The sequence below is a fragment of the Streptomyces sp. AA4 genome, assembly GCF_000158875.1.
Lineage (GTDB): Bacteria > Actinomycetota > Actinomycetes > Mycobacteriales > Pseudonocardiaceae > Amycolatopsis.
Map to the genome: position 1 here is coordinate 39,168 of NZ_GG657747.1, position 23,180 is coordinate 62,347.

Below are 23,180 nucleotides of genomic sequence, written 5' to 3' on the forward strand. Positions count from 1 at the left end.
AATCACTGTGATCTGGCGTACGGTCCAGCAGGTGGGAGCCGCTAAGCTGGCGGCATGCGCGTTCTCGTCGTCGACAACTACGACAGCTTCGTCTACAACCTCGTCCAGTACCTGGCGCAGCTCGGCGCCGACTGCACGGTGTGGCGCAACGACGTCGTCGACCTCGAACGCGTGCCGGAATTCGACGCGGTGCTCGTCTCCCCGGGTCCCGGAACGCCGGAACGCGCAGGTCAGAGCATCGAAGTGATCGCGAAATGCGCCGAGACGCGCACGCCGATGCTGGGCGTCTGCCTCGGCCACCAGGCGCTGGGCGTGCACTTCGGAGCCACCGTCGACCGGGCGGAAGAGCTGCTGCACGGCAAGACGAGTCAGGTCCGGCACACCGGCGCCGGCATCCTCGCCGGGCTGCCGGAGGAGTTCACCGCCACGCGCTACCACTCGCTCACTGTGCTGCCGGACACCATCGATCCGGACATTTTCGAGGTCACCGGCTCGACCGAGAGCGGCATCGTGATGGGCATGCGGCACCGCGAACTGCCGCTCGAGGGCGTGCAGTTCCACCCCGAATCCGTGCTCACCGAATGCGGCCACCGGATGCTGGCGAACTGGATGGCCTTGGCGGGCCACCCGGTGGAGCCGACCGTCGTCGACGATCTGGAGCGGGCCACTCGCGCGCTGCAGAAGGCCGCGGCTGCGTGACCGCGCCGACTCCGCTGATCCGGCTCAGCGGAGTCGGAAAGCGGTACGGCAGCGGCGAACCGGTCCTGACGCACATCGATTTCGAGGTGCCCGCCGGACAGGTGGTCGGCATCCTCGGCGCCAACGGATCGGGCAAATCGACACTGCTGCGGATCCTCGCCGGGGTGTCGCGCGCGTCGTACGGCGAAATCTCCGGGAGCCCGGCGGTCGGCTACCTGCCGGACCGCTTCCCCGGCGGCCAGCGGCTGAGCGCGCGGGCGTACCTGCGGCATCTCGCGCGGATTCGCGGGCTCGCTGACCTGTCCGGGATCGATCCGCTGCTGAACCGGCTCGCGCTGGTCGGCAGCCCGGACGCGCAGTTGCGCACGCTGTCGAAGGGCAACGCGCAGAAGGTCGGCCTGGCGCAAGCCGTGCTGGCGCGGCCGGACCTGCTGATCCTCGACGAACCCTGGTCCGGCCTCGACGTCGGCACGCACGCGGTGCTCGGCGAACTGGTCGCGGAAACCCGGGATCGCGGCGCGAGCGTCGTGTTCACCGACCATCGACCGGACGTCGTCCGCGCACACGCCGGCGAGGTGTACCGGCTCGAATCCGGCCGCCTCGCGCCGTGGGAAACGCATCCGGAGCGGAAGCGGATCACGCTGCTGCCGGTGTCGTCGAGCGTCGACAACTGGTCCGCCGAACCCGGCGTGCACGCCGTCGCCGACCAGGCGGGCGGCGTGGTCCTGACGGTCGACGCCGAACACGCCGACGCCGTACTGCTGCGCGCGCTGTCCGGCGGCTGGTCGGTGCGGGAGGTGGCGCCGTGCTCGCAGTGAGCCGCTATTACCTGGCGCTGCTGGGGCATTCGCAGCGCTATCTGCCCGCCGGGCTCGCGTACCTCGCGTTGTGCTCGATCCTTTACGCAGACCCGAGTTCGCCAGTGCTTCCGCTGTACGGCGTGAGCGGCGCGGGGGTTCTCGTACTCGGTTGCTGGCTCACGATCGCGTTGCTGGACATCGAGGATCCGGTGCAGCGCCTGATCACGCTCAACCACGCCGGCGGCAACCGCAAAACCATCGGCGGCGCCGTGCTGACGGTCTTCGGCTGCACTGTGGTGTGCACGGTGGCGACCGTCGCGTGGGCCGCGACGCATCGGAATCAGTTGCAGGGACAGCTCATCGGCACCGGACTGGCGACGCATCTGGCGTGCGCTCTGGCCGGCATCGCGATCGGCCTGCCGTGCTCGCGACTGCTGGTGTCGCGCATCGGCTGGACGGTGCTCGCCGCGGTTCTCGTGCTTGGCGTGGTGTTGCTGGGAAAGTGGGTTCCGCTGGTGCATCCGCTGCTGGAAGCGTTGATGAGCGGTTCTCCGTACGGCGGCCCGCTCGCGTTGGCGGTGGGTACGTCGGTGGTGCTCCTGGCGGCGAGCGTGACGGTGGTGGGCGCGGTTTCGGCGCGCCGGTCTTGAACAAGGGCGAGGACAAGCTCGAACTGGAATGCAGCTCTCGCGCGGCGGGAAATGCCTCGACCGAAAATGCGGGCGATGGATACCAGCAGCAGTCTTCGCAGTGCCGGGAACCGTGGGCGGAGGGTGGAATATTCTCCCCAAGGTGGCCCAGGGCAACCACTTCCGTTCGGGCCGCGAATGCGGCACCGCTTTCTCGCTCGGGGCGCTCAGGGGTCTCTTAGCGCTGGTCAAGCAGCTTCTCCGACAGCGCTGAGCACTGTAGTTTGCAAATTGCATTAGGCAAATGCCGATTTGGGGGTTCCGGCCCCGGTGGCGAGTCGGTTACCCTCGCGCCGTCTGTTGGGCCCGCGAGGGGAGCATCCGTGACGGCAGGGATCGCCGCGATCACCGTGGACGGCTCCGCGGACGAGTTGCAGCACCTGGTTTCCTGGCTCGGCGCCGAGGACGAACTGGCCGGGCGGGTGCGGCTCGCCGGGCCGGGCAGCGGCGTGGTCGTGATGGTGAGCAGCCGGTCGGCGGGGGCCTTCTGCCGGTCGCTTTTCGGCTGGCTGCACCGGCAGCGCGACGGACGGCGGGTGTCGCTCACCGTGAAACGTTCCGGGGCCGTCGAGGAGCTGGACGTCGACTGCGGCGGGCACGACGTCGACGAGGTGGTCGCCAGCGTGCGGAGTTTCCTCGACCAGGACTGATCGGCCGGCGCGAAAAAAGGGCCCGCACGGTGCGCACCGTGCGGGCCCTCCTTTGCGAGACGAGCGGATCAGCCGCCGTTGTTGTTGCGGATCCCGCCCGGCGGGAAGATCCCGCCGGTGGAGCTGGACGTCGGCGAGCCGCCGCTGCCGTCGTCCTCCTTGATCGTCAGCACGATCGTCTGGTTCGGGCTGATCTGGCTGCCCGCCTGCGGGTTCTGCTTCACCACGGTGTTGGGCTTGCCGCTGCCGGACGAAGTCGACTGCGTCTGGATGCTGCCCGACCAGCCCAGGCTCTGCAGCTGCCGCGTCGCCTGGTCCTGGGTCATGCCGGTCAGGTCCGGCATCTGGATCTGCTGCGGGCCGGTCGACACGATCAGCTTCACCGGGCTGTTCGGGGGCAGGTTGCCGCCGTTCGGCTGCTGCTCGATGACCTGGTCCTTCGGCTGGTCCGAGGCCTGGTCGACCCGCTGGGGCTTGAACCCGGCGTTCTGGATGATCTGCTTCGCCGTCGCGTAGTCCTTGCCGACCGTGTTCGGGACTTCCCGCTGAGTGAGGCCCGATCCGACGACGATGTCCACCGGCGTGCCCTCGGGGCTCTGGGAGTTCGCGGTCGGGTTCTGCGACACGACCTTGCCGACGTCGCTCGGGTTGTCGACCGGCTGCGAGGTCGTGTTGCCGAGCTTCAGCTTGGCCTGGTCGAGCGCCGCCTTCGCGTCGTCCGGCGACTTGCCGCGCAGGTCCGGCACGGTGGTGGTGCCCGGCTGCTTGCCGACGGTGAGGGTGATCGTGGACGTGGTCGGCACCGACTGGCCGACCGGCGGGTCGATCGCGATGACCTTGCCGATCTGGTCCTCGGTACACGTCAGGCCGCCGGGGTTGCTCGCCTCCGGGCCGCACACCACTTCTTTGTTCGGCGCGAACGACGAGAAGCCCGCCTGCTGCAGCGACGCTTTCGCCTCCACCAGCTGGTGGTTGATCACCTGCGGGATCTGCGCGTTCTCGGCCTTGTCGCGGAACGCTCCGTTCAGCCAGAAGATCAGCAGCACCACGCCCGCCACGAGCAGCGCGGCGATCAGGCCGAAGATGATCCGGCGGCGGCGCTTGGCGCGCGGGTCCTCTTCCGGCTCGTCGGCGTACTCGTCGTAGGCCTGCGGCTGGCGCCGGTCGGCGTTCATCACCTGGGTGCGCTCGTCGTCCGACATCACCATGGGGGCCGACGGCCGCTGCCCGGACAGCGTCCGGACCAGGTCCGACCGCATTTCCGCGGCCGACTGGTACCGGTTAGCCGGGCCCTTGGCCAGGGCCTTCAGCACGACCGCGTCCAGCTCCGGCGACACCGCCGGGTTCACCGACGACGGCGGGTTCGGGTCCTCCCGCACGTGCTGGTACGCCACCGCGACCGGGGAATCGCCGGTGAACGGCGGCTCTCCGGTGATCAGTTCGTACAGCACGCAGCCCGCCGCGTAGACGTCCGACCGGGCGTCCACCGACTCGCCGCGCGCCTGCTCCGGCGAGAGGTACTGGGCGGTGCCGATGACGGCCGCGGTCTGCGTCATCGCCGACTGGCCGTCGTGCATGGCGCGCGCGATGCCGAAGTCCATCACCTTGACGGCGCCGTTCTTCGTGATCATCACGTTCGCCGGCTTCACGTCGCGGTGCACGATGCCGTGCCGGTGCGAGAAGTCGAGCGCGGCGCAGACGTCGGCCATGACCTCCATCGCGCGCTTCTGCGACAGCGGGCCCTCGGTCTTGACGATGTCCCGCAGCGTCCGGCCTTCGACGTACTCCATGACGATGTACGGCAGCGGCCCGACGTCGGTGTTCGCCTCGCCGGTGTCGTACACGGCGACGATCGCGGGGTGGTTCAGCGCGGCGGCGTTCTGCGCCTCGCGCCGGAACCGCTCCTGGAACTGCGGATCGCGGGCGAGGTCCGCGCGCAGGACCTTGATCGCGACTTCCCGGCCCAGCCGCACGTCGTGCCCGTGGTGGACCTCGGACATACCGCCGTACCCGAGCGTGTCGCCCAGCTCGTACCGATTGGAGAGCAGTCTGGGTGTCGTCATCGCTTCGTGCCGTTCCATTCCGTCCAAGGTGTGGTCATCATGCCTTGCAGGCCCTGGGCCTCGCTCGTGCCGGCCGGGGTGGCTGAGGTCGGTTCGCTCCCGTTGTCCACGCTTCGCGGCGGTCCGCCGTTGCCGGAGGACACCACTCTCGCGATCAGGAACGCCACGGCCACCAGGACCACGACGACGACCACCGCGAGCAGCACCCACCAGCCCCACTGGTTCCGCTTCGGCGGCGGGACCGGCGGACCCGGCCGCACCGGCGGGCCTGGGGGACCCGGCGGAGCCGAGAGCGGCCGGAACGCCGGGTTGGAACTGGGCCCGACCGGCGCGCCGGGAGCCGCCTGCGGCACCGGCGGCTGTCCCGCCGCGTAGGCGGCGTTGACCAGGCCGAGCGGGGTGGGCAGCGGGCGTCCGGCGCGGACCGCGGCGACCGCGCCGGCGAACTCGCCGCCGCTCGCGTACCGCTGCCGGGGGTCCTTCACCAGCGTCGCCTCGATCACCGCCCGCGCGCCCGGCGGGACGTCCGGCGGAAGCGGCGGCGGAACGTCGCGGATGTGCATCATCGCGACGGTCACCGCGTTCTCGGACAGGAACGGCCGGTGCCCGGCGAGGCATTCGTACCCGCACACGGCGAGCGAATAGACATCGCTGGCCGGCTCCGCGTCCTGGCCGAGCGCCTGCTCCGGCGCGATGTAGTGCGCTGTGCCCATGACCATGCCGGACCGGGTGACCGGAGCCGCGTCGGCGGCCTTGGCCACGCCGAAGTCGGTGATCTTCACCTTGCCCGCGGGGGTGACCAGGATGTTGCCCGGTTTCACGTCGCGGTGCACCAGGCCCTGCTCGTGCGCGGCCTGCAGTGCGTTGCCCGCCTGCTCGAGCAGGTCGAGCGTGTAGTCCGCGGTGAGCCGCCCGTGCTTGGCGAGGATGCCCGCCAGCGGATCGCCCTCCACGTACTCCATCACCAGGTACGCGATGGACAGGTCCTCGTCGACCGTCTCGCCGTAGTCGTGCACCGCGGCGATCCCGGCGTGGTTGAGCGAGGCGGTCATCCTCGCCTCGGTCCGGAACCGGTGCAGGAATTCGGCGTCGCCGGACAGTTCGGCCTTCAGCACCTTCACCGCGACGATCCGGTCGAGCCGGGTGTCGCTCGCCTGCCAGACCTCGCCCATCCCGCCGACGGCGATCCGGTTCGTCAGCTTGTAGCGCTCGGCCAGCAGCTGACCCGAGGACAGCATCGGCTATCCACCCCCGAGGCGGGCGGCGATGGCGGCGCGGCCGATCTCGGCGGCCACCGTGCCGCCGGTCGCGGCGAGACCGCGGTTGCCGCCGTTCTCGACGATGACCGACACGGCGATCTGCGGGTTGTCCGACGGCGCGAACGCGGTGTACCACGCGTGCGGCGCGGTGTTCTTCGAATCGGCGCCGTGCTCGGCGGTACCGGTCTTCGAGGCGATCTTCAGCGCGTCGTTCTTGCCGCCGCCCTTGGTGAAGGACTCCGACGCGATCATCATGTCGGTGAGGATCTTGTCGTTCTCCGGCGACAGCGCGGGCTTGCCGGTGAGCTGCTCCGGGTCGACGTTCTCGATCGTCGACAGGTCCGGGGCCAGGATCGACTGGATCAGCTGCGGTTTCATCGCGTAGCCGTTGTTCGCGACGGTCGCCGAGAGCAGGCAGTCCTGCAGCGGCGTGAGCCGGACGTCGCGCTGGCCGATGCCGCTCTGGTAGAGCGCGCCCGGCGAGTCGAGCGGGCCGACGGTCGAAGGGACGACCCGCATCGGCACGGTCAGGTCGTTCTGCCCGATGCCGAAGTTGGCCGCGGCCGCCTTCATCTTGTCCGCGCCGAGCTGGCCGGCGAAGGTCGCGAACGGGACGTTGCACGAGTGCGCGAGCGCGTCCTTGAACGTGTTGCCCGGGCAGGTCTCGCCGCCGTAGTTCTCCAGCGTCGTGTTCGTGCCCGGCAGCTGCACGTTCGGCGCGGTGCTGACCTGGGTGTCCGGGCCGATCCCGCTTTCCAGCGCCGCGGCCGCGGTGACGATCTTGAACGTCGACCCCGGCGGGTAGTTCTCCGAGATCGCCCGGTTCAGCATCGGGTTCTTCGGGTCGCTCGAGTAGGCCGACCACGCCTTGTTCTGGTCGGTGCCGTGCGTGGCCAGCTGGTTCGGGTCGTACGACGGGGTCGAGACCATCGCCAGGATGCGGCCGGTCTTCGGCTCCATCGCGACCACCGCGCCGGTGTAGCCGCGCTTCGTCATCAGGTCGTAGGCGGCCTTCTGCACCTTCGGGTCGATGGTGAGCTTCACGTTGCCGCCGCGCGGGTCGCGGCCGGTGACCATGTCCGACAGCCGGCGCACGAACAGCCGCGGGTCCGACCCGTTCAGCACGTCGTCCTCGGCGCGCTCGAGGCCGCCCGCGCCGTAGTTGATCGAGTAGTACCCGGTGACCGGGGCGTACATCGGCCCGTCGGCGTAGGTGCGGAAGAACTTGAACTTGTCGGTCGAGGGCTTCACCCCGGCGAGCACGGTGCCGTCCGGCGTGACGATCTGGCCGCGCTGGCGCGAGTACTCGTCGTAGAGCACGCGCTGGTTGCGCGGATCGGTGCGGTACGCGTCGGCCTTGATGACCTGGACGTAGGTGTCGTTGGCCAGCAGCAGCACGATCATCACGAGCATCGCCATGCCGACCTTGCGCAGGGGCGCGTTCACGCGGTCCTCCCGTTCGGGTCGCCCTCGGCTGGCGGACGCCGCACCATCACGGTGTGCGCCTCGGCGATCGGAGCCTGCGGCTGCTGCGGCTTCGGCCGGGTGGCCGGCCTGCGCGCCGCGTCCGAGATCCGCAGCATCAGGGCGACCAGGATGTAGTTGGCCAGCAGCGAGGAGCCGCCGTAGGACAGGAACGGCGCGGTGACGCCGGTTTCCGGGATGAGCGCGGTGACGCCGCCGACGACCACGAAGATCTGGATCACGATGGTGAAGGCGAGCCCGCCGCCGAGCAGTTTGCCGAACGTGTCGCGCACGGCCAGCGCGCTGCGCATGCCGCGCATCGCGAGCAGCAGGTACAGCATCAGCACCGCGGCCAGTCCGATGAAGCCGAGTTCCTCGCCGATCGCGGCGGTGATGAAGTCGGTGCTCGCGGCGGGCGGGATGTCCGGGCGGCCGGCGCCGAGCCCGGTGCCGCCGACGCCGCCGGTGCCGAGCCCGAACAGCGCCTGGGCGAGCTGGTAGCTGCCGCCGCGCGCGTCGTAGCGCGGGCCGAGCGGGTCGGTCCAGTTCTCCACTCGCTGCTGGACGTGGCCGAACAGGTTGTAGGCGATGAGGCAGCCGCCGACGAAGAAGGTCAGCCCGACCGCGATCCAGATCGCGCGTTCGGTCGCGACGTAGAGCATCACCAGGATGATGCTGAAATACAGCAGCGACGTGCCGAGGTCCTTTTCGAACACGAGGATGCCGATGGCCGCGGCGGCGGCGATCAGGATCGGGCCCAGATCACGCGCGCGCGGCAGCTCCACGCCGAGGAACTTCTTGCCCGCCACCATGAACAAGTCGCGTTTGGACACCAGGAACGACGCGAAGAAGATCATCAGCAGCAGCTTCGCGAACTCGCCCGGCTGGATCGAGAAGAACGGCAGCTTCAGCCACACCTTCGCGCCGTTGACCTCGGACAGGCTGCTGGGCAGCACCGCGGGCAGCGCCAGTGCGCCGAGCCCGACCAGCCCGCAGATGTAGCTGTAGCGGGTCAGCGTGCGGTGGTCGTTGACCACCACCAGCACGACCACGAACAGCACCAGCGAAACCGCGGTGAACAGCAGCTGCTTGGTGATCTCCGGCGAGTACTCCTTGCCGCGCTGCATGAACGATTCGGCATTCGCCAGATCGAGCCGGTGAATCATCACCAGCCCGATCCCGTTCAGCAGCGCGACGCACGGCAGCAGCACCGGGTCGGCGTACGGGGCCCAGCGGCGAACGGCGAGGTGCGTCGTGGCGAGCACGCCGAGATAAGCGAGTCCCACCCACAGGATCGAGAGCGTCAGCTCCTGCTCCTGGTTGGCTTCGACGATGACCAGGGCGAGGGTGACGATGCCCGCGGCGAACGCCAGCAACGCGAGCTCCGTGCCCCTGCGCTTGGGGAGTTCTCGCGGCGGATTCGTGGCGAACTGGGCGGACGTCGGGTCGGCCAATGGCTGGCCCATCAGTTACCGCCCCCCGTCGGCGGCGTACCCGCCGTCGAGCAGTCCCTCCCCGCAGGCTGGTTCGCCGACGAAGGCGTGCCGCCGGGCGGCGGCACGCTGGACGAGGGCGCGCCCGACTGCGGGACGCCCGGAAGAGGAGTCGGCTTGCAGTCCGACAGCTTCTTCTTGAGACGCAGGAAATCGTCGATGTACTTGCGCGCGTCGTCGAGGCTGTCGCGTTTGACGCCGTTCTGCACGGCGATCCGCGCGTCCTCCTGCAACGCGGTGACGCGGAGCTTGTCGGTGCACAGCTGGCCCGGCGGGCACGAGCCCTGCTCGAGCGAGTGCAGGTCGATGCCGAGGATGCTGCCCGGGACGCCGCGGTAGATCACGACTTCCTGATCGGGGCCTTCTCCGACGTAGTACTGGCTGAGCACGAAGTATCGAGTCGCGATCGCGGCGGCGCCCAGCACGATCAGCACCACGACCGCCCCCACGAGCCAGCGGAACCGTTTCCGCCGTTTCGCCTTGGGATCTTCCTGCGGGGCTTGCGCTTCCGGCCGCGGCGGAGGAGGCGGCTGAGTCAGCGCCCGCGCTCTCGCGGCGGGGGAATCGCCCTGGTGCATCTCGTCGCTGCCGTCGCCGGCGGCCCCGCCCACGATCGGGGCGTCGTCGCCGAAATCGACGTCGACCACGTCGGCGATGATGACGGTCACGTTGTCCGTGCCGCCGCCCTTGAGGGCCAGTTCGATCATCCGGTCGGCGCAGTCCTGCGGATCCGGGATCTGCACGGCCTCGGCGAGCGTCTCGTCGCTGACCATTCCGGACAAACCGTCGGAGCAAATCAGGTACCGGTCACCGGGACGCGCCTCGCGCACGGTCAGGCTCGGCTCGACCTCGTGTCCGGTGAGCGCTTTGAGCAGCAACGACCGCTGCGGGTGCACCGCGGCTTCTTCCGGCGTGATGCGGCCCTGTTCGAGCAGTTCGTTGACGAAGCTGTCGTCCCGGGTGATCTGGGCGAACTGGCCGCCGCGCATCAGATACGCGCGCGAGTCGCCGACATGGACCAGACCAATTCTGCTCCCGGCGAACAGGACGGCGGTGAGCGTCGTGCCCATGCCGTCCAGATCCGGGTCCTGGGACACGAGTTCGGCGATCGCCGCGTTGCCGTTCTGGACGGCTTCGCGAAGCTGAGCGAGCAGGTCGTCGCCCGGCTCGTCGTCGTCGAGCGGGGCGAGCGAGGCGATGACGACCTTGCTGGCCACCTCACCTGCGGCGTGCCCGCCCATGCCGTCGGCGAGCGCGAGGAGACGCGGGCCGGCGTAGACGGAGTCCTGGTTGTTGGAACGCACCAGGCCCCGGTCGCTGCGGGCCGCGTAGCGGAGGACGAGAGTCATGGGCGAAGCTCGATCACCGTCTTGCCGATCCGGATGGGGACTCCGAGCGGGACCCGGAGGGGTGCAGTGACCTTAGCCCGGTCGAGGTAGGTCCCGTTCGTCGAGCCCAGATCTTCCACGTACCAGTCCTCCCCGCGCAGCGCGATCCGGGCGTGCCGGGTCGACGCGTAGTCGTCGTCGAGCACCAGCGTCGAGTCGTCGGCGCGGCCGATGAGGATCGGCCGCCCGTCGAGCGCGATGCGGGTGCCCGCGAGGGCCCCGTGCGTCACGAGCAGTTGCTGCGGGGCCTTGCTGCCCCGCGGCTTCTTCTCCTTGTTGCGGCGGAAGGACGGCACCTGGACTCGCAGGCCCGACGCGGCGTAGAGGTCCGAGCGCACGACTCGGAGCGCGGCGAACACAAAGAGCCAGAGCAGCACGAGAAAGCCCACTCTGGTGAGTTGAACGACCAGCTCTGGCACTTGTTGTGTCCGCTCCCGCCTGTGCCTGCAAGCCGCGGCGCCACGCACGCCGCGGTTCCCCCCGCAAGACAATTCTGCGGGAACCCTGTGGACGGTCTGCGATCAGCCCTGGGTTCGGAAGACCAGGGACGAATGACCCACCCGGATCACGTCGCCGTCCGCCAGCTGCCACGTCTGCACCGGAGTGCCGTTGACCGTGGTCCCGTTGGTCGACCCGATGTCGGCGAGCGTCGCGCTCTGCCCGTCCCAGGTGATCTCCAGGTGCCGCCGCGAAACGCCGGTGTCCGGGAGCCGGAAGTCGGCGTCCTGCCCGCGGCCCACGACGTTGCCGCCCTGCTTCAGCGAGTAGGTGCGGTTGGAGCCGTCGTCCAGCTGGAGACTCGCCTGAAGCTGACGACCCGCGGCCGGCGCGCCCTGCTGCGCGTACGGGTCCTGGCCGTACGCCGCCTGCGGCTGCCCGCCGTACTGGTCGTACCCGCCCTGCTGGCCGTAACCCTGGTCGTACCCGGCCTGCGGGGCCTGCCCGTAACCCTGGTCGTAACCCGCCTGCGGGGCCTGGCCGTAACCCTGGTCGTATCCGGCCTGGGGAGCCTGGCCGTAGCCCTGGTCGTACCCGCCCTGCTGGCCGTAACCCTGGTCGTAGCCGCCCTGCGGGGCCTGCCCGTAACCCTGGTCGTACCCGGGCTGCTGGCCCTGGCCGCCGTACTGGTCGTAGCCCTGCGCGGGGGGCTGGCCGCCGTAGCCCTGCTCGTAGCCCTGCTGCGGCTGACCGCCGTAACCCTGGTCGTACCCGGGCTGCTGGCCACCCTGCTGTCCGTAGCCGTACTGGCCGCCGTGCTGGCCGTACGGGTCACCCTGGTCGTATTGGCCGTAGCCGGGGGGCTGGCTCATTGGTGGGTCTCCTGCGTTGCTGGGTCGTGCCGACCGTGACGGCCCTTCCCCCGCGGTCGCGCGGGCGTCGGGATCGACGGACGAACGGGTCTTGAACTGTCCAGTATGCAGCGCCTCGTTGCGCTCGAGTGATACGACGACGTCACCATAGGTGTCCCAGCCCTGCGCGGCGAGGTGTTCCGCCACCGCCCTCGCGAGAACCCCGGTGACCCGCTGCTCATCGCCGGCCATGCGATCGTGGTCAGCCGCCCCCAACGACACGATGTAGTGATTCGGGGCGAGCTGCCGACCGCCTGCCAGCTCACGAACGTTCTCCTCGCCTTCCCTCTCGAGCGCAACCGCCACTTCCTGCGTGACGACGTTGCCGCCGAACATGCGCGCGAAAGTATTCCCCACCAGGTTCTCGAGCCGCCTGTCGAACCGCTCAACGCGACCCACCGGGGACAACCTCCTCACACGTGTGCTTCCGCATCGATCCTATCCGGGGTTGGAAGGGTTGGGCATGCCCCCGGTGAAACCCGTCAGAAGGCCCTGCTAAGCTTTGCTGGCTGCCTCAAGGAAGCAACTCGGGCGAGTGGCGGAATGGCAGACGCGCACGGTTCAGGTCCGTGTGTCCGAAAGGACGTGAGGGTTCAACTCCCTCCTCGCCCACCATGGTCAGGCCCCCAGCCGCTTGCGCGACTGGGGGCCTTTTCCGTTTTCGGTCGTTCTTTCGCCCGGGGGCCGAGTCCCCGGACCCCCGCGGTGCCATCGGCTGCGGTTGGCAGGGTGGGGGCTTAGGCGGCACTGGGGCTTGGGTGTGTGCCAGGGCACACTTTCGGGGTTTGGCGGTCGTGGCGCTTCTTGGCTCGATCAACTTGAGCACCGCTTTTCGCTTTCTTCCCTTCGCGCGCGGGCTGAGTCGGTACGGTTCCGGGGCGCGATGACCGAATCGGATGGGTGGCTGATGGGCCTGGAGCCGAGTGCCCGGATCGAGCAGCATTTCGAGGGCGACTGGCGCGAGCCCGTCCAAGTCGTGGTGCTGGGGCGGGTCAAGGTGGGGCGCGATCGGCGGCGCGAGCGGGCTGATCGATCGCTGGGATGCGTCGCGGAGTCGGTCCTCGAGATCCTCGCCAACCTCGCCTGGCCCTTCCTGGCCCTGTGGGAATTCGTGACAGTCCCGAAGCGACGCCGGAAACCGGTGGCTGTGCCCAGTGGGCCGGCGCGCGGGGAGGCGTTCGCCGTGGCCGCCGGGTTGAAGGGGCGTCGCGGAGATATTGCCGTGGTGCGTGGGGCGGCGCGGGTGGCGTTGGTTGAACTGCGGGACGGCGAACCGGTCGTGGTGTGGCAGGGGAGTGCGCGGTGGAGTCCTTCGCCTGCCTGTTTGTACTGGGAAGACGGCTCGATGTTGATGCTCGCGCCGCGCTGAATCGGTAAGCTGGCGGTCACTCGGGGTGAGGGGTGGACGGTGCACAACGAAGTCGGGTCGGTCGACGGTGGTTCTCTCGTGCAGGCGCAGTACATCGGCACGCTCAACCAGCAGTTGCCCGGACCCGAGCGCGTCGTGCCGCACGAAACGCCGCGGGCGGTGCGGCGTTTGGTCGGGCGGGAGAAGCAGATCGAGGCCTGCCTTAAAGCTCAGCGGGTGCCGCTTTTCGTGTTCGACGGGTTGACCGGGGCCGGGCGGCGGGCGTTGGCCCGGTATGTCGCCGAGCACGTGAAAGACCGCTACCCCGGCGGGGCCTATTACACGGACTACGCCACGCATACGGTCGACGGTGAGGCGGTGATACCCGCGGCGTTGCGTTCGTTGTTGCGTCGCGACGGGGTCCGCGACGAGGTGATGCCCGCCGAACCTGGGCTGGCGAGTCTGTGGCGGAGCCGGTCGTCCGGAGCGCCTGGCGTGCTGCTGCTGGAGAACGTCACCGAATCCGAGCAGTTTCTGCAGCTGATGCCTGGCGGACGGGACTGGCTGGTACTCGTCGCGGGCCGGGTGGAGTCACGGCTCGCGGTCGATGATTTCGACGGAAAGCTGATCAAAGTCAAGCCGCTCGACGACAAGCAGGCTGCTGAGTTGTTCCGTGAGCTGAGCGGACTGGACGCGGAGACGGACGATCCGGTGCTCGCCGAGGTCCTCGGCTACTGCGGCGGATTGCCGTTGGCCCTGCGGAACGCCGCGACGCTCGTCGTGGTCGGGCGGTGTCCTTCGTTGCCGGAGCTGGCGGCTCGGCTTCGCCGTTCGCGCGCCGAGCTGATGCGGTCCGACCGCGGGCCGAACAAGGGGGATCCGGTGTTCGAAGCGACGTATCAGGAAGCGACCCGGCCCGCCCAGCGTGCGTACCGGTTGCTGGGCGCGTACCCGGCGATCGATTTCCCCGCGCCGGTCTTCGCTCTGCTGCTCGGGCTGGACGAAGCCACGTCGAGGGATATTCTCGCCGAACTGGTCCTGCTGAAGGTGCTCCAGGAAGAGCGCGGCCGGTACTCCATGCACCCGCTCGTCCACGACCACGCGGCGTCCCTTTCGGGATTGGGCGACGAGGAGACCTGCGAGGCGCTCGCCCGGGTGGTGCGCGGGTTCCGCGACGCCGCCTACTACGCGGACGCGGCGATGATCGGGGTCGAGCGGTACCGGGTCGCGGACGCGCCGGAGATCGCGGACCCGTTCACCGACGACCGGCGGGCCAACGGGCTGGGCTGGTTCGAGGAGAACCGGCGCGCGCTGCACGAACTGCTGCCGGTGGCCAAGCAGATCGGCCTGGTCGACGAGATCTGGCAGATCGCCGAATCGCTCGCGGCCTACTACTTCGATCGCAAGCGGCACGCCGATTCGCTCAGCAGTCTCCGGCACGGCATCGAGGCCGCGGAGGAGGCCGGGAATCGAGCGGCGGAGGCGCGGTTGCGCAGTCTCGCGTCGCGTCCGTTGACGGACAGCGGGCAGTTCGAGCAAGCCGGGGACTTCGTGCGCCGTTCGATCGAGTTGGCGGACGAGGACGGGCACCTCGTGCTGCGGGCATCGGTGCGGGAATTCGCTGGGCGGTACCACGATTTGACCGACCAGCCGGAACTGGCGCGGCAGCGGTACCGCGAGTCGATCGAGCTGAACGAGGCAGCCGGGGAAAAGCGCGGCGAGGCGCTGAGCCGGATGTTCCTCGGGCAGTCGCTCCGCGACGCGGAGGGGCTGCGCGAACTGGACGCGGCGCACCGCGCGTTCGGCGAGCTTGGCGACGGGCGGTCGGCTGCGCGCGCCATGCTGATCACCGGGCAGGTGCGCGTACGCAGTGGGCTGCCGGGCGGCGTTGAGGCGTTGACCGCGGCGGCGGAGGCTTTCCAAAAGAGCGGGGCGACGTTTTACGAGGCTCAGGCGCGGGAATCACTGCACGCGGCTCTGGTCGAGGGGAATCCTGCGGAGGCGCGTAGGAACCTGGAGCGGGCGATTCAGCTGTATCGAGAACTGGGCAGTCCGCGGGCCGAGGAGCTGTCAGAAAACGACGGTGGTCTCGAGGGAGCCGAGTCGTAGCGACAACGGGCGGTCGCGCTCCCGGCCGGTCGCCAGGCACGCGTGCAGCGCAGAGGCCAGGGCGGCGAGGTCCGCTTCGCCAGTGACACGGAACATCTCGCCGTCCCTGGTGCGGGCGACGCATCCGTCCGGGACGGCGGCTGCGGCCAGCGTGCAGGCGGGGTGGAGCCGCAATGCGTTGGCGCACCAGTCTTCCGGTGCTCGATGCAGAGCAGTTCGGGTGAGTACGGTCGCGTTGCTTATTCGGCCGAGGTTGTCGTCGCTTTCGTCGGCGACCACGTGTCTCAGCTTCGTTGCGGCTCGCTCGAAGTCGGGTCGCCATTCTTCTACCGAGCGGGGAAATCGCTGCAAGGTAAGGGAATCCGGGCCGGCGAACTCCGGATAAGTGGTGAAGGCGAGCGGAGCGGTTGGATTCGGTTCCGGGTCCGGTGCACGCAGGAGTTCGAGCGGACGGGGTTCGAGATTCGCTAGCCGGAGGACGAGCGCGTGCAGTTCCGCGGCTGCCCCGTGCGGGTTCGCGAAGGTGCGTTCGGCGAGATCTTCTTGCCAGGGCTGGGTTTCCGCCTCGGCGATCTGGTCCCGCAACGGCCGGTCGCGGGTGAGCCGGGACGCGTGCTGACCGAGCAGTGCGGCGCTGGTTCCGGGCACGACCTCGCTGCCGAACGCGCCGAGCAGCAACGGCCGTCCGGTCGCGGCTGCGAGCAAGGAGACCGAGCCGTGGTCGCCGACGACGACGTCCGCGGCGACGAGGGCGGCCTGCCATCCGCGTTCCGGCGGGAGAAGCAGCAGTCCGGCGTCCTCGGCGGCGGCGAACCAGGAGCGGATCTGGAACGGCCGGTAGCGTGACCAGACGTTGGGGTGCAGCACGAGACCTACCGCTGCGGAGTCGTAGTCCAGTGCTGCCAGCAGCTCCGCGGGAAGACGCGGGCGGCGGCCGATCAGCGAGGTCTTTCCCCAGGTGGAGCTGACCAGCACGAACTTGCGCCCCGCGACTCCAAGGACGGCGCGGTAGTGGTCGCGGTGCGGTTCGCTGCGGACGAGCTGCTCGAACTGCGGATCGCCGACGAGCACGGTCTGTCCGTCGGTCAGCGGGTCGGCGTCGCGCAACTGCGTCTGCTGGCTCGGATGCGACACCGCCATCAGCACCCGCCCGGACCGCAGCGCCGCCGACGGGATCAGCCCGGAAAGCCGGAGGCCGGCAGAACCGGCGTCGGGAACGTACTTGTGGAATCCGACGCCGTGCGGAAGGACGAGCACTGGACCGGAGATGTGGTCGAAATCGATGTTTTCGCTGGCGGTGATCGCGAGTGCGTAATTGAGTTCCGGAACGTTTTCCCACGGCGTGCGATGCGCTTGTGCGCGGGCGAGCAACTCCTCGACGCCCGCGCTGAAGCGGGAGCCGCGGTCTACCGTGAACGTGAAGCGAATCCGCTGGTCATCCTGGAACAGACGGCAGACTTCGAGCAGCTTGATCGCCGAAGTCCAGGTGCGCACGACCCCGAGCACGACGACCGGGTCGAAGGTCCGCCACCTGCTTTGCTGCTTTGCTGCTTTGCTGCTTTGCTGCTTTGCTGCTTTGCTGCTTTGCTGCTCAATTCAATTCTACCAAATCCGTCCTGGAATTCCTGGGCAGAACCTTACCTGGACCTGATCGTGGTGAAGAGCTGGACACGGACCGTGACGTTTCCGGTAGCCTGAGCCGGGACCAGCTGGGCGGGGGAACGGTGAGCGACGGCAACTACTTCGACGGCCAGGCGGACAAGGTCTTCCAGGCGCGCAACGTCTACGGCGACGTCCATTTCCACGGGCCGCGGCAGCCCGCGGCGCCGGCTCTGCAGGTCCAGGCTCCGCCGAAGCATTACCGGAACAACGAGCCGCAGCTGGCCGCGCTCACTCGCATTCATGACGAGGCGCTGGACCGGGTAGCGGTCGCGGTCGTGCGCGGCGCGCCGGGCAGCGGGCGTACGACGCTGTGCGAAACCTGGCTGCATCAGCACCAGGACAGGTTCGACCGGTTTTACTCCGTGCGCGTGGGCCACCGGGCCAGTGCTGACGTGCTGGCCGAGTTGCTGTCCAAACTGGGATACGGGCTGGACGAGATGCAGGCCAGTCTTGAGGGGCGCTCGGCGATGTGGCAGTCGCAGACCGCGAACTTCAAGGTCGCGTTGCTGGTCGACGACGCGTTGAGCGCGGCGGAAGTCAAGGCATTGCTGCCGACGCACCCCGGCTCGTACGTGCTCGTGGTCGGGTCCGGGCTGGAGGCGCTGCGGGCCCGGTATTCGGCTCGCGAGGTCGAGCTGGAGCCGTTGAGCAACGAGGCGGCGCTGGGCGTGCTGACCGCACTCGTGGGCGAGGAAAAGCTCGCCGCGGAGCCGGAACAGCGGGAAGAGCTGCTTCGGATCTGCGCTGGTTCCGCCGCGGAACTCAACGTCGCGGGCATGATCCTGGCGCGCCAAGGCGGGACAGTGCGGCGGCTGCTCGCGCGCATCCGGGCGAAAGGCGCGCTGGCCAGCGCGGTGTTCGACGTCGCTTACGACCTGATGGGCGAGCACGAACAAGCGGTCTACCGGTTCTTCGGCGCACACCCGGGCAGCGGCGACGTCGCGCTGGAAACTGTCGCGGCGGTGCTCAGCCTCGACGAGTTCGACGCTGAGGACGCGTTGCAGAAACTGGTCTCGGCCAAGCTGATCGAGGTCGTGAAAGACCGGTACCGGATGTCCGAGCTGGCTCGGCTGCACGCCGCCGGGCTCGCTGGCGAGTTGTCCGACGTCGTGGTCGGGTACTACGCGGAACACGGGCTCAGGATCGCCGAAAGTGCGCTGCGCACTCGGTGGCCGGAGAAGATCTGGCCGGGTTTCGCGCCGGCGGCGGTGCCCGCGGAGGAAGCCTGGGAGTGGTTGTTCGCCGAGCAGGCGAACCTGCTTGCCGCGGCGGACGTCGCGTTTCGGGCCGGGGCGCACGAGGACGTCATCCGGCTGGCCAGGGCGTTGTGGCCGGTCTACAAGGACGGTGGGTATCCCGCCGAGCTGGCGGCGGTGAGCCAGGACGCGGTCCAGGCCGCGCAGGCCGCGGGAATGCCGCTTGCCGAGGGATTGGTTCGCACGCAGCTCGGGTTCGCTCGGATGCAACTGCGGGATTGGGCCGCAGCGCAGGAGCAGTTCGCCGCGGTGGCCGAGTTGGCCACGACGCCGGAGGAGCACGCGTCCGCGTTGGAAGCGCGGGGGCTCGCGTTCTTCGAACCGGGATGGATCACCCGGCAGCAGGGGCGGGCGGAGGACACGACTTCGCTGCTACGACAGGCGGGACTCTGTTTCCGGGAAAGTCTCGCGCTGGCCGAGGAGATCGGCGACCGTCGTCGGTTGGCATTGATTCGGATGCATCTGGCCAAGGTCGTTTCGCCCGAAGAAGCGGCTGTCCTGCTGGCGCAAGCGGAGCAGGGGCTGAAGAACGAGCCGGGCAATCTGGTGAAGGTCCGGCTGTGGCAGGGGCGGAAGCTGATCGAGGCTGGCTCGTACGAGGAAGGTGCGGCGGTGCTGGCCGAACTCGACTCGGCGGCTGAGCAGGCCAACCTGCAGCGGGAGCGTATCGCCGCGTTGTGGTCCCGGGCGGAGGCGGCGGTGGCCCGGGGTTTCCGCGATCAGGCGAAGGCACACGCGAAGGATGCGCTGAACATCGCGCGGATGCACGGGTTCACGGCCGAGGCAGCCGATCTCCTGGTCTGGATCGAGCGGCTTTGACTATCCATAGTGGACAGTAAGCCGCACTTCGTGTTTGCGGGCACCCGCGGTGAAGGGCAGCTGTTCGGGGAAATCGAGGCCTAGCGTGGCGCGCGCGTACAGCAGGGATGGCACGGCCTGCGGCAGGTCGGTGCCAGTGAAGGACACCACCAGACCGTCGCGGTTGCCGGCCAGCCAGCCTGGTCCGGCCGGGCAGGCGGCCCATTCGCAGCCGGGGAATTCGGCGAGGGTGAGGGCGATCCAGCGGCCTGGGTCGGGGAAACCGTCGCCGCCCAGGACGATGTCGGCGCGGCGCAGCAGGCGGGGGTCGGGGCCGTCGACGTGGACGACCAGGTGTGCGTCGGCGGTTTCGGCGGAGAATCTGGTGACCTCGTCGCCGCGGACCTGGATCCATTGGGCGCCGGGTTCCGGGCGTTGGACGCGCGGCAGCGGGAATGCGGTGAATCCGGCCGGTTCAGCCGGTGGCGACAGGCGAAGCGTGCGGTAGCCGAGGTCGGTCAGCAATGCCGCGGATTGGCCGGGGACGCTGGTGGCGAGTTCGGCCGCGGCGACGAGCGCTGGTGGCTGGGTCGCGGTGCGCAGTTGGTCGGCCAGGTTTTCGTCCGTCAACAAAGGGGCGGCGCGCAAAAGGGCGGCTACGGGGGAATCCGGATCGACCGCTTCGTGGGGTGCGGCGGCCAGCAGGACCGGGGTGCCCAGACAGGCGGAGTAATAGGTGACGGAACCGTGGTCGCCGATGGTGACGTCGGCGGCCACGGCGGCTGGTTGCCACAGATCTTCTTCCGGCAGGACGATTACGCCCGCTCGCTGACAATCTCGCAGCCACATTTCCAGCTGCCACGGGTAATGGCCCTGACCGATATTGGGATGCAGGGCTAGGACGACGGCGAATTCGTCCAGCGGCAGCTGCCGGGCAATGCGGCTGGGGAGGTCGGGGCCGGATCCGTACGACGAGAGCTGGCCCCACGTGGAGGAGATCAGCACCAAGGTTTGCTCGCCGGTGACGCCTAGGGCTTGGCGGTAGGATTCGCGCAGTTCACGGGCGTCGCGAAGACGATCCAGGCAGGAATCTCCGGCGATGACGGCGTGGTCGGCGGCTTCCGGACAGTACTGCCGCAGCCGGGCGAGCTGTTCGGGATGGGACAGGACGTGATGTTCGGCGATCACCTCGCCGCGATGCATCAGCCATTGCTCGGATAATCCGAAAACCGGTTTCCGATTATCGATTTCCAAGAGCTTATTGTAACCCATTCCGTGCGGCAATACCGTCAACGGAGCGCGCAATTCTTGCAAATCCCCGCCGTAACTCGCCGCCAGCGCCCAGTCGAAGTCCTCTGTCACGACGTCTTCCCACGGTTCCAGCGGGATCCCGCGCGCCGCGAGGTATTCCTCCGTCCCCCGGGTGAACGCGCTCGAATCCGGGCACGTGAACACCACCTGCACGCGGGGATCCCCGGCGAACAACGGCAGTACGTCCAGCAGCCGGGTCGCCGCGGTGACGTTGTGCACTACCGCCAGCAGCGTCCGTTCCGTGGGCACGGTGCGCCATCGGCGCGGCACGGGAAAAGACGACGAAGGCACGGAGAGCGATCCTACCGATCGCGCTCCGTGCCGGTCGTTCGCAAACCCTCAGAGGCTGATATTGCCTTGTACGTCACGCAGCTGTACGACCTTGGCCCCTTCGGCGACCGTGCCCACGTGGTTCGTCACCCCGCCGCTGCGGGCTTCCTGGTGCACCTCGAACTCGGTGCGCAGCGCGGCGCCGAACTCCGGGTCCTGGCGGCTGACCTCGTCGAGGCGCTCGGCCAGCGCGGTGACGGTGGCCGGGTTGTCCGGGGTCGCTGCCTCCAGTTCCGCGGTGGCCTTGCTGTTGCCGGAGAACTTGCGCTTGACCAGGTCGTACAGACCGGTCGCGGCCTTCGTGGCCAGCGCGGTGGCGACAGCGGTCAAGATCGGCTCGGGCATGCGACTCTCCTCAGGTCGACGGCCCTTCCACCGTACTCACTTCGCGTGCTCGTCGATCCAGTCGGCGAGCACGTCGATGCGCGACGTCGTTTCCGCGCCGGTGTGCGGGCAGTCCGGGCCGTTGTTCTCGATCGAGATCAGCTTGCCGTCGGCGAAATACGGCGCGCCCGTGTCGAAGGCGCACGCGCTGGTGGAGGCCGAGGGCGAGACGCCGTGAATGCCGACTGTCGTGGGGCCGACCGACGAGATCTTCATCGTGCCCTGCTGCAGCTGTTTGGACGGCACCGGATTCTGCGCCGTCCGGCTGCCCCAGCCGGCCAGCGTGACCTGCTGTCCGACGCCCGGCACCAGATGGTTCACCGCGAGCGGCGGGACGCCGGGGACCGGGCTGTCGAGCTGGGCCAGCGCGACGTCGCTCGGGCCCGCCTGCAGGACGTGGGTGACCTTGCGCTGGACGCCTTTTTCCTTGGTCTCGTCGACGAGGCCCAGCGACACCGTCGTCGGATACGGCACCGGGCCGGACACCCGGTTCTTGTTGGCGTCGTGGAAACAGTGGCCGGTGGTGACGATCCACTGCGGCGCGACGAGCGCTGCCGAACAGAAGCTCGAGTAGGTGCTCCCGTTCGGCAGCGGGATTCCGGTCATGCTCAGCTTCGCGGCGAAGCCGAATTGGCCCGCTGGGACGTCAGAACCGTTGGCGACGGCCAAAGCCGGGCTCGCGGTGAGGATGGGCAGGAGGACTGCTGCGGAGATCGCGGCGCGGACGCGCATTCTGTCCCTTCGTCCGGGTCACCGGCGGACGCCGATGAACTCGGTCTTCCACGCTAACGACACCGTCCGCACGGCGGAATTCCCTTGACGGGCGACGAAAACCGACCGATCTCGCGACTTGCCCTCACGCCGTGTGGGTGGCGATCCAGGCCGCGAGGATGTCGACGCGCGAGGTGGTCTCGGGCGTCGCGTGCGGGCAGTCCGGGCCAGTCGACTCGACCGACACGAGGCGGCCGGAGATGCCTTCGGCGACGAAGTACGGCGCGCCCGAGTCGTAGCTGCACGCGCTGGTGTCCTTGTGCGGCGCGATCCCGATGACGCTCGCGGTGGTGGCGTCCGAGCCGACTACCTGCATCGCGCCCTGCTGCAGTTTGTCCGACGGCTTCGGGGAAACCTCGGTCAGGCTGCCCCAGCCGGCGAGCGTCACCTGCTGGCCGGTGACCGGCGCGGACGGCGAAACGGTCAGCGGCGCGATGTCGGTGACGGGCCGGTCGAGCTTGGCGAGCGCGACGTCGTTCGTGCCCGCCTGCAGCACCTCGGTGACGGTGCGGCGCTCGCCCTTGCCCGGCTCGTCGGTGGTCGCGCCGAGCAGCACCGAAGTCCCGTACGGAACCGGGCCGGAAACCGGTTTGCGGTTGACGTCGTGGAAACAGTGCCCGGCGGTGATGATCCACTGCGGCGCGATGAGGGAACCCGAGCATCCGCTCGCGTAGGTGGTGCCGTCCGCGCGCGGGATGACGGGCATGGACAGCTTGGCCGCGAACGGATACTCGCCGGGCGCCACGTCGTTGCCGTTCGCGACCGCGGACGCGGGAGCGGCGACAGCCAACGCGGCTCCGGCGGCGAGGAAGGCAGCGGAAAGGGCGGCACGCAAACGCATGAAATATCCTCCGGAAGACGACTGCTCAAGGCGAACGTTAGGCGCCTTCCGGTTCCCCCGAAAGGGGGATCAGCCGGGGCTGCCCGATCGGGCTTTCCCGGCTGCCCGCGTTTTCCGGGAGATCAGCTCACGCCGACGAGATCGACGACGAAAATCAGCGTTTCGTTCGGGGCGATCACGCCGCCCGCGCCGCGTTCGCCGTAAGCCAGGTGCGGCGGGATCACCAGCTGGCGGCGGCCGCCGACCTTCATGCCGGTCACGCCCTGGTCCCAGCCCGGGATGACCTGGCCCGCGCCGAGCTGGAATTCGAGCGGCGCGCCGCGGTCGTAGGAGGCGTCGAATTGCCCGCCGGTGGAGTGCGAGACCCCGACGTAATGCACGCTGACCGCGTTGCCCGGCTTGGCTTCGGGGCCGTCGCCGACCTTGATGTCGTTGATCTGCAGCTCGGTGGGCGGCGGGCCGTCCGGGCGCTCGACTTGGGGCTTCTCCACGCTCATGGGGCACACGGTACCTATC

The 23,180-nt window shown here is 69.1% G+C and carries 20 protein-coding genes and 1 tRNA gene; 8 read left to right on the forward strand and 13 right to left on the reverse strand.

Features of this window, described 5'->3' with window-relative positions; all coding sequences use genetic code 11:
- Positions 1-54 precede the first annotated feature (54 nt).
- The 4 genes from SSMG_RS39000 to SSMG_RS39015 all read left to right on the forward strand — a co-directional run bounded on the left by SSMG_RS39000 (position 55) and on the right by SSMG_RS39015 (position 2,838).
- Positions 55-699 (forward strand): aminodeoxychorismate/anthranilate synthase component II, encoded by a 645-nt coding sequence (locus tag SSMG_RS39000; RefSeq protein ID WP_009085554.1) that lies wholly within the window; start codon positions 55-57, stop codon positions 697-699.
- On the forward strand, positions 696-1,517 hold the full coding sequence (locus SSMG_RS39005) for an ATP-binding cassette domain-containing protein (RefSeq protein ID WP_009085556.1): 822 nt from the start codon (positions 696-698) through the stop codon (positions 1,515-1,517). Before SSMG_RS39000 ends, SSMG_RS39005 begins: the two co-directional genes overlap by 4 nt.
- Positions 1,505-2,149: a hypothetical protein gene (locus SSMG_RS39010; protein WP_009085558.1), complete on the forward strand. Its 645-nt coding sequence runs from the start codon at positions 1,505-1,507 to the stop codon at positions 2,147-2,149. The genes SSMG_RS39005 and SSMG_RS39010 overlap by 13 nt, the downstream gene beginning before the upstream one ends.
- Before the next feature lie 362 nt (positions 2,150-2,511).
- Entirely contained in the window at positions 2,512-2,838 is a 327-nt protein-coding gene (locus SSMG_RS39015) for a hypothetical protein (protein ID WP_009085569.1), read from the forward strand.
- Positions 2,839-2,906: 68 nt separating this feature from the next.
- On the opposite strand, the gene pknB is transcribed toward SSMG_RS39015, so the two are convergent.
- The 7 genes from pknB to SSMG_RS39050 all read right to left on the reverse strand — a co-directional run bounded on the left by pknB (position 2,907) and on the right by SSMG_RS39050 (position 12,253).
- The gene (gene pknB / locus SSMG_RS39020; protein ID WP_009085571.1) at positions 2,907-4,901 is read right to left on the reverse strand and encodes a Stk1 family PASTA domain-containing Ser/Thr kinase; all 1,995 of its coding nucleotides are present in this window, start codon (positions 4,899-4,901) and stop codon (positions 2,907-2,909) included.
- Positions 4,898-6,139: a serine/threonine-protein kinase gene (locus SSMG_RS39025; RefSeq protein WP_009085572.1), complete on the reverse strand. Its 1,242-nt coding sequence runs from the start codon at positions 6,137-6,139 to the stop codon at positions 4,898-4,900. Before SSMG_RS39025 ends, pknB begins: the two co-directional genes overlap by 4 nt.
- 3 nt (positions 6,140-6,142) lie before the next feature.
- A complete protein-coding gene (locus SSMG_RS39030; RefSeq protein ID WP_009085574.1) occupies positions 6,143-7,606 on the reverse strand; it encodes a penicillin-binding protein 2 in 1,464 nt (487 codons plus the stop codon).
- Positions 7,603-9,090 carry an FtsW/RodA/SpoVE family cell cycle protein gene (locus SSMG_RS39035; RefSeq protein WP_009085576.1) on the reverse strand — a complete coding sequence of 496 codons (1,488 nt, stop codon included), beginning with the start codon at positions 9,088-9,090 and terminating at the stop codon, positions 7,603-7,605. The genes SSMG_RS39030 and SSMG_RS39035 overlap by 4 nt, the downstream gene beginning before the upstream one ends.
- Positions 9,090-10,466: a PP2C family serine/threonine-protein phosphatase gene (locus SSMG_RS39040; protein WP_009085578.1), complete on the reverse strand. Its 1,377-nt coding sequence runs from the start codon at positions 10,464-10,466 to the stop codon at positions 9,090-9,092. Before SSMG_RS39040 ends, SSMG_RS39035 begins: the two co-directional genes overlap by 1 nt.
- On the reverse strand, positions 10,463-10,924 hold the full coding sequence (locus SSMG_RS39045) for an FHA domain-containing protein (protein WP_037718919.1): 462 nt from the start codon (positions 10,922-10,924) through the stop codon (positions 10,463-10,465). The genes SSMG_RS39040 and SSMG_RS39045 overlap by 4 nt, the downstream gene beginning before the upstream one ends.
- 102 nt (positions 10,925-11,026) lie before the next feature.
- Positions 11,027-12,253 (reverse strand): FhaA domain-containing protein, encoded by a 1,227-nt coding sequence (locus SSMG_RS39050; protein ID WP_009085583.1) that lies wholly within the window; start codon positions 12,251-12,253, stop codon positions 11,027-11,029.
- 130 nt (positions 12,254-12,383) lie between these two features.
- Here SSMG_RS39050 and SSMG_RS39055 point away from each other — a divergent pair.
- From SSMG_RS39055 to SSMG_RS39065, 3 genes are all read left to right on the forward strand, one after another.
- A tRNA-Leu gene (locus SSMG_RS39055) sits at positions 12,384-12,469 on the forward strand.
- Between the two features lie 268 nt (positions 12,470-12,737).
- Positions 12,738-13,223 (forward strand): hypothetical protein, encoded by a 486-nt coding sequence (locus tag SSMG_RS39060; RefSeq protein ID WP_009085585.1) that lies wholly within the window; start codon positions 12,738-12,740, stop codon positions 13,221-13,223.
- Between the two features lie 39 nt (positions 13,224-13,262).
- Positions 13,263-15,311, forward strand: a complete 2,049-nt coding sequence (locus SSMG_RS39065; protein WP_009085588.1) for a hypothetical protein — start codon at positions 13,263-13,265, stop codon at positions 15,309-15,311.
- Here the strand turns inward: SSMG_RS39065 and SSMG_RS39070 are convergent.
- On the reverse strand, positions 15,273-16,805 hold the full coding sequence (locus tag SSMG_RS39070) for a hypothetical protein (RefSeq protein ID WP_063632075.1): 1,533 nt from the start codon (positions 16,803-16,805) through the stop codon (positions 15,273-15,275). The two genes, SSMG_RS39065 and SSMG_RS39070, sit on opposite strands and share 39 nt — an antisense overlap.
- A gap of 230 nt (positions 16,806-17,035) precedes the next feature.
- On the opposite strand from SSMG_RS39070, the gene SSMG_RS39075 reads away from it, so the two are divergent.
- Positions 17,036-19,048, forward strand: coding sequence for an ATP-binding protein (locus SSMG_RS39075; protein WP_037718921.1), 2,013 nt, complete (start codon positions 17,036-17,038; stop codon positions 19,046-19,048).
- On the opposite strand, the gene SSMG_RS39080 is transcribed toward SSMG_RS39075, so the two are convergent.
- From SSMG_RS39080 to SSMG_RS39100, 5 genes are all read right to left on the reverse strand, one after another.
- The gene (locus SSMG_RS39080; protein WP_158688135.1) at positions 19,049-20,629 is read right to left on the reverse strand and encodes a hypothetical protein; all 1,581 of its coding nucleotides are present in this window, start codon (positions 20,627-20,629) and stop codon (positions 19,049-19,051) included.
- 48 nt (positions 20,630-20,677) lie between these two features.
- Positions 20,678-21,013, reverse strand: a complete 336-nt coding sequence (locus tag SSMG_RS39085; protein WP_009085592.1) for a hypothetical protein — start codon at positions 21,011-21,013, stop codon at positions 20,678-20,680.
- Positions 21,014-21,049: 36 nt separating this feature from the next.
- Positions 21,050-21,784: a trypsin-like serine protease gene (locus SSMG_RS39090; protein ID WP_009085595.1), complete on the reverse strand. Its 735-nt coding sequence runs from the start codon at positions 21,782-21,784 to the stop codon at positions 21,050-21,052.
- 124 nt (positions 21,785-21,908) lie between these two features.
- On the reverse strand, positions 21,909-22,664 hold the full coding sequence (locus tag SSMG_RS39095) for a trypsin-like serine protease (protein WP_009085596.1): 756 nt from the start codon (positions 22,662-22,664) through the stop codon (positions 21,909-21,911).
- A gap of 122 nt (positions 22,665-22,786) precedes the next feature.
- Positions 22,787-23,161: an FKBP-type peptidyl-prolyl cis-trans isomerase gene (locus SSMG_RS39100; protein ID WP_009085597.1), complete on the reverse strand. Its 375-nt coding sequence runs from the start codon at positions 23,159-23,161 to the stop codon at positions 22,787-22,789.
- Between the last annotated feature and the right edge of the window lie 19 nt (positions 23,162-23,180).

Excerpts from the sequence above, each read along its gene's own strand:
- SSMG_RS39100 (WP_009085597.1), bottom strand. The coding sequence starts at position 23,161 with ATGAGCGTGGAGAAGCCCCAAGTCGAGCGCCCGGACGGCCCGCCGCCC.
- SSMG_RS39090 (WP_009085595.1), bottom strand. The coding sequence starts at position 21,784 with ATGCGCGTCCGCGCCGCGATCTCCGCAGCAGTCCTCCTGCCCATCCTC.
- SSMG_RS39000 (WP_009085554.1), top strand. The coding sequence starts at position 55 with ATGCGCGTTCTCGTCGTCGACAACTACGACAGCTTCGTCTACAACCTC.
- SSMG_RS39095 (WP_009085596.1), bottom strand. The coding sequence starts at position 22,664 with ATGCGTTTGCGTGCCGCCCTTTCCGCTGCCTTCCTCGCCGCCGGAGCC.
- SSMG_RS39035 (WP_009085576.1), bottom strand. The coding sequence starts at position 9,090 with ATGGGCCAGCCATTGGCCGACCCGACGTCCGCCCAGTTCGCCACGAAT.
- SSMG_RS39025 (WP_009085572.1), bottom strand. The coding sequence starts at position 6,139 with ATGCTGTCCTCGGGTCAGCTGCTGGCCGAGCGCTACAAGCTGACGAAC.
- SSMG_RS39085 (WP_009085592.1), bottom strand. The coding sequence starts at position 21,013 with ATGCCCGAGCCGATCTTGACCGCTGTCGCCACCGCGCTGGCCACGAAG.
- pknB (WP_009085571.1), bottom strand. The coding sequence starts at position 4,901 with ATGACGACACCCAGACTGCTCTCCAATCGGTACGAGCTGGGCGACACG.
- SSMG_RS39060 (WP_009085585.1), top strand. The coding sequence starts at position 12,738 with ATGACCGAATCGGATGGGTGGCTGATGGGCCTGGAGCCGAGTGCCCGG.
- SSMG_RS39040 (WP_009085578.1), bottom strand. The coding sequence starts at position 10,466 with ATGACTCTCGTCCTCCGCTACGCGGCCCGCAGCGACCGGGGCCTGGTG.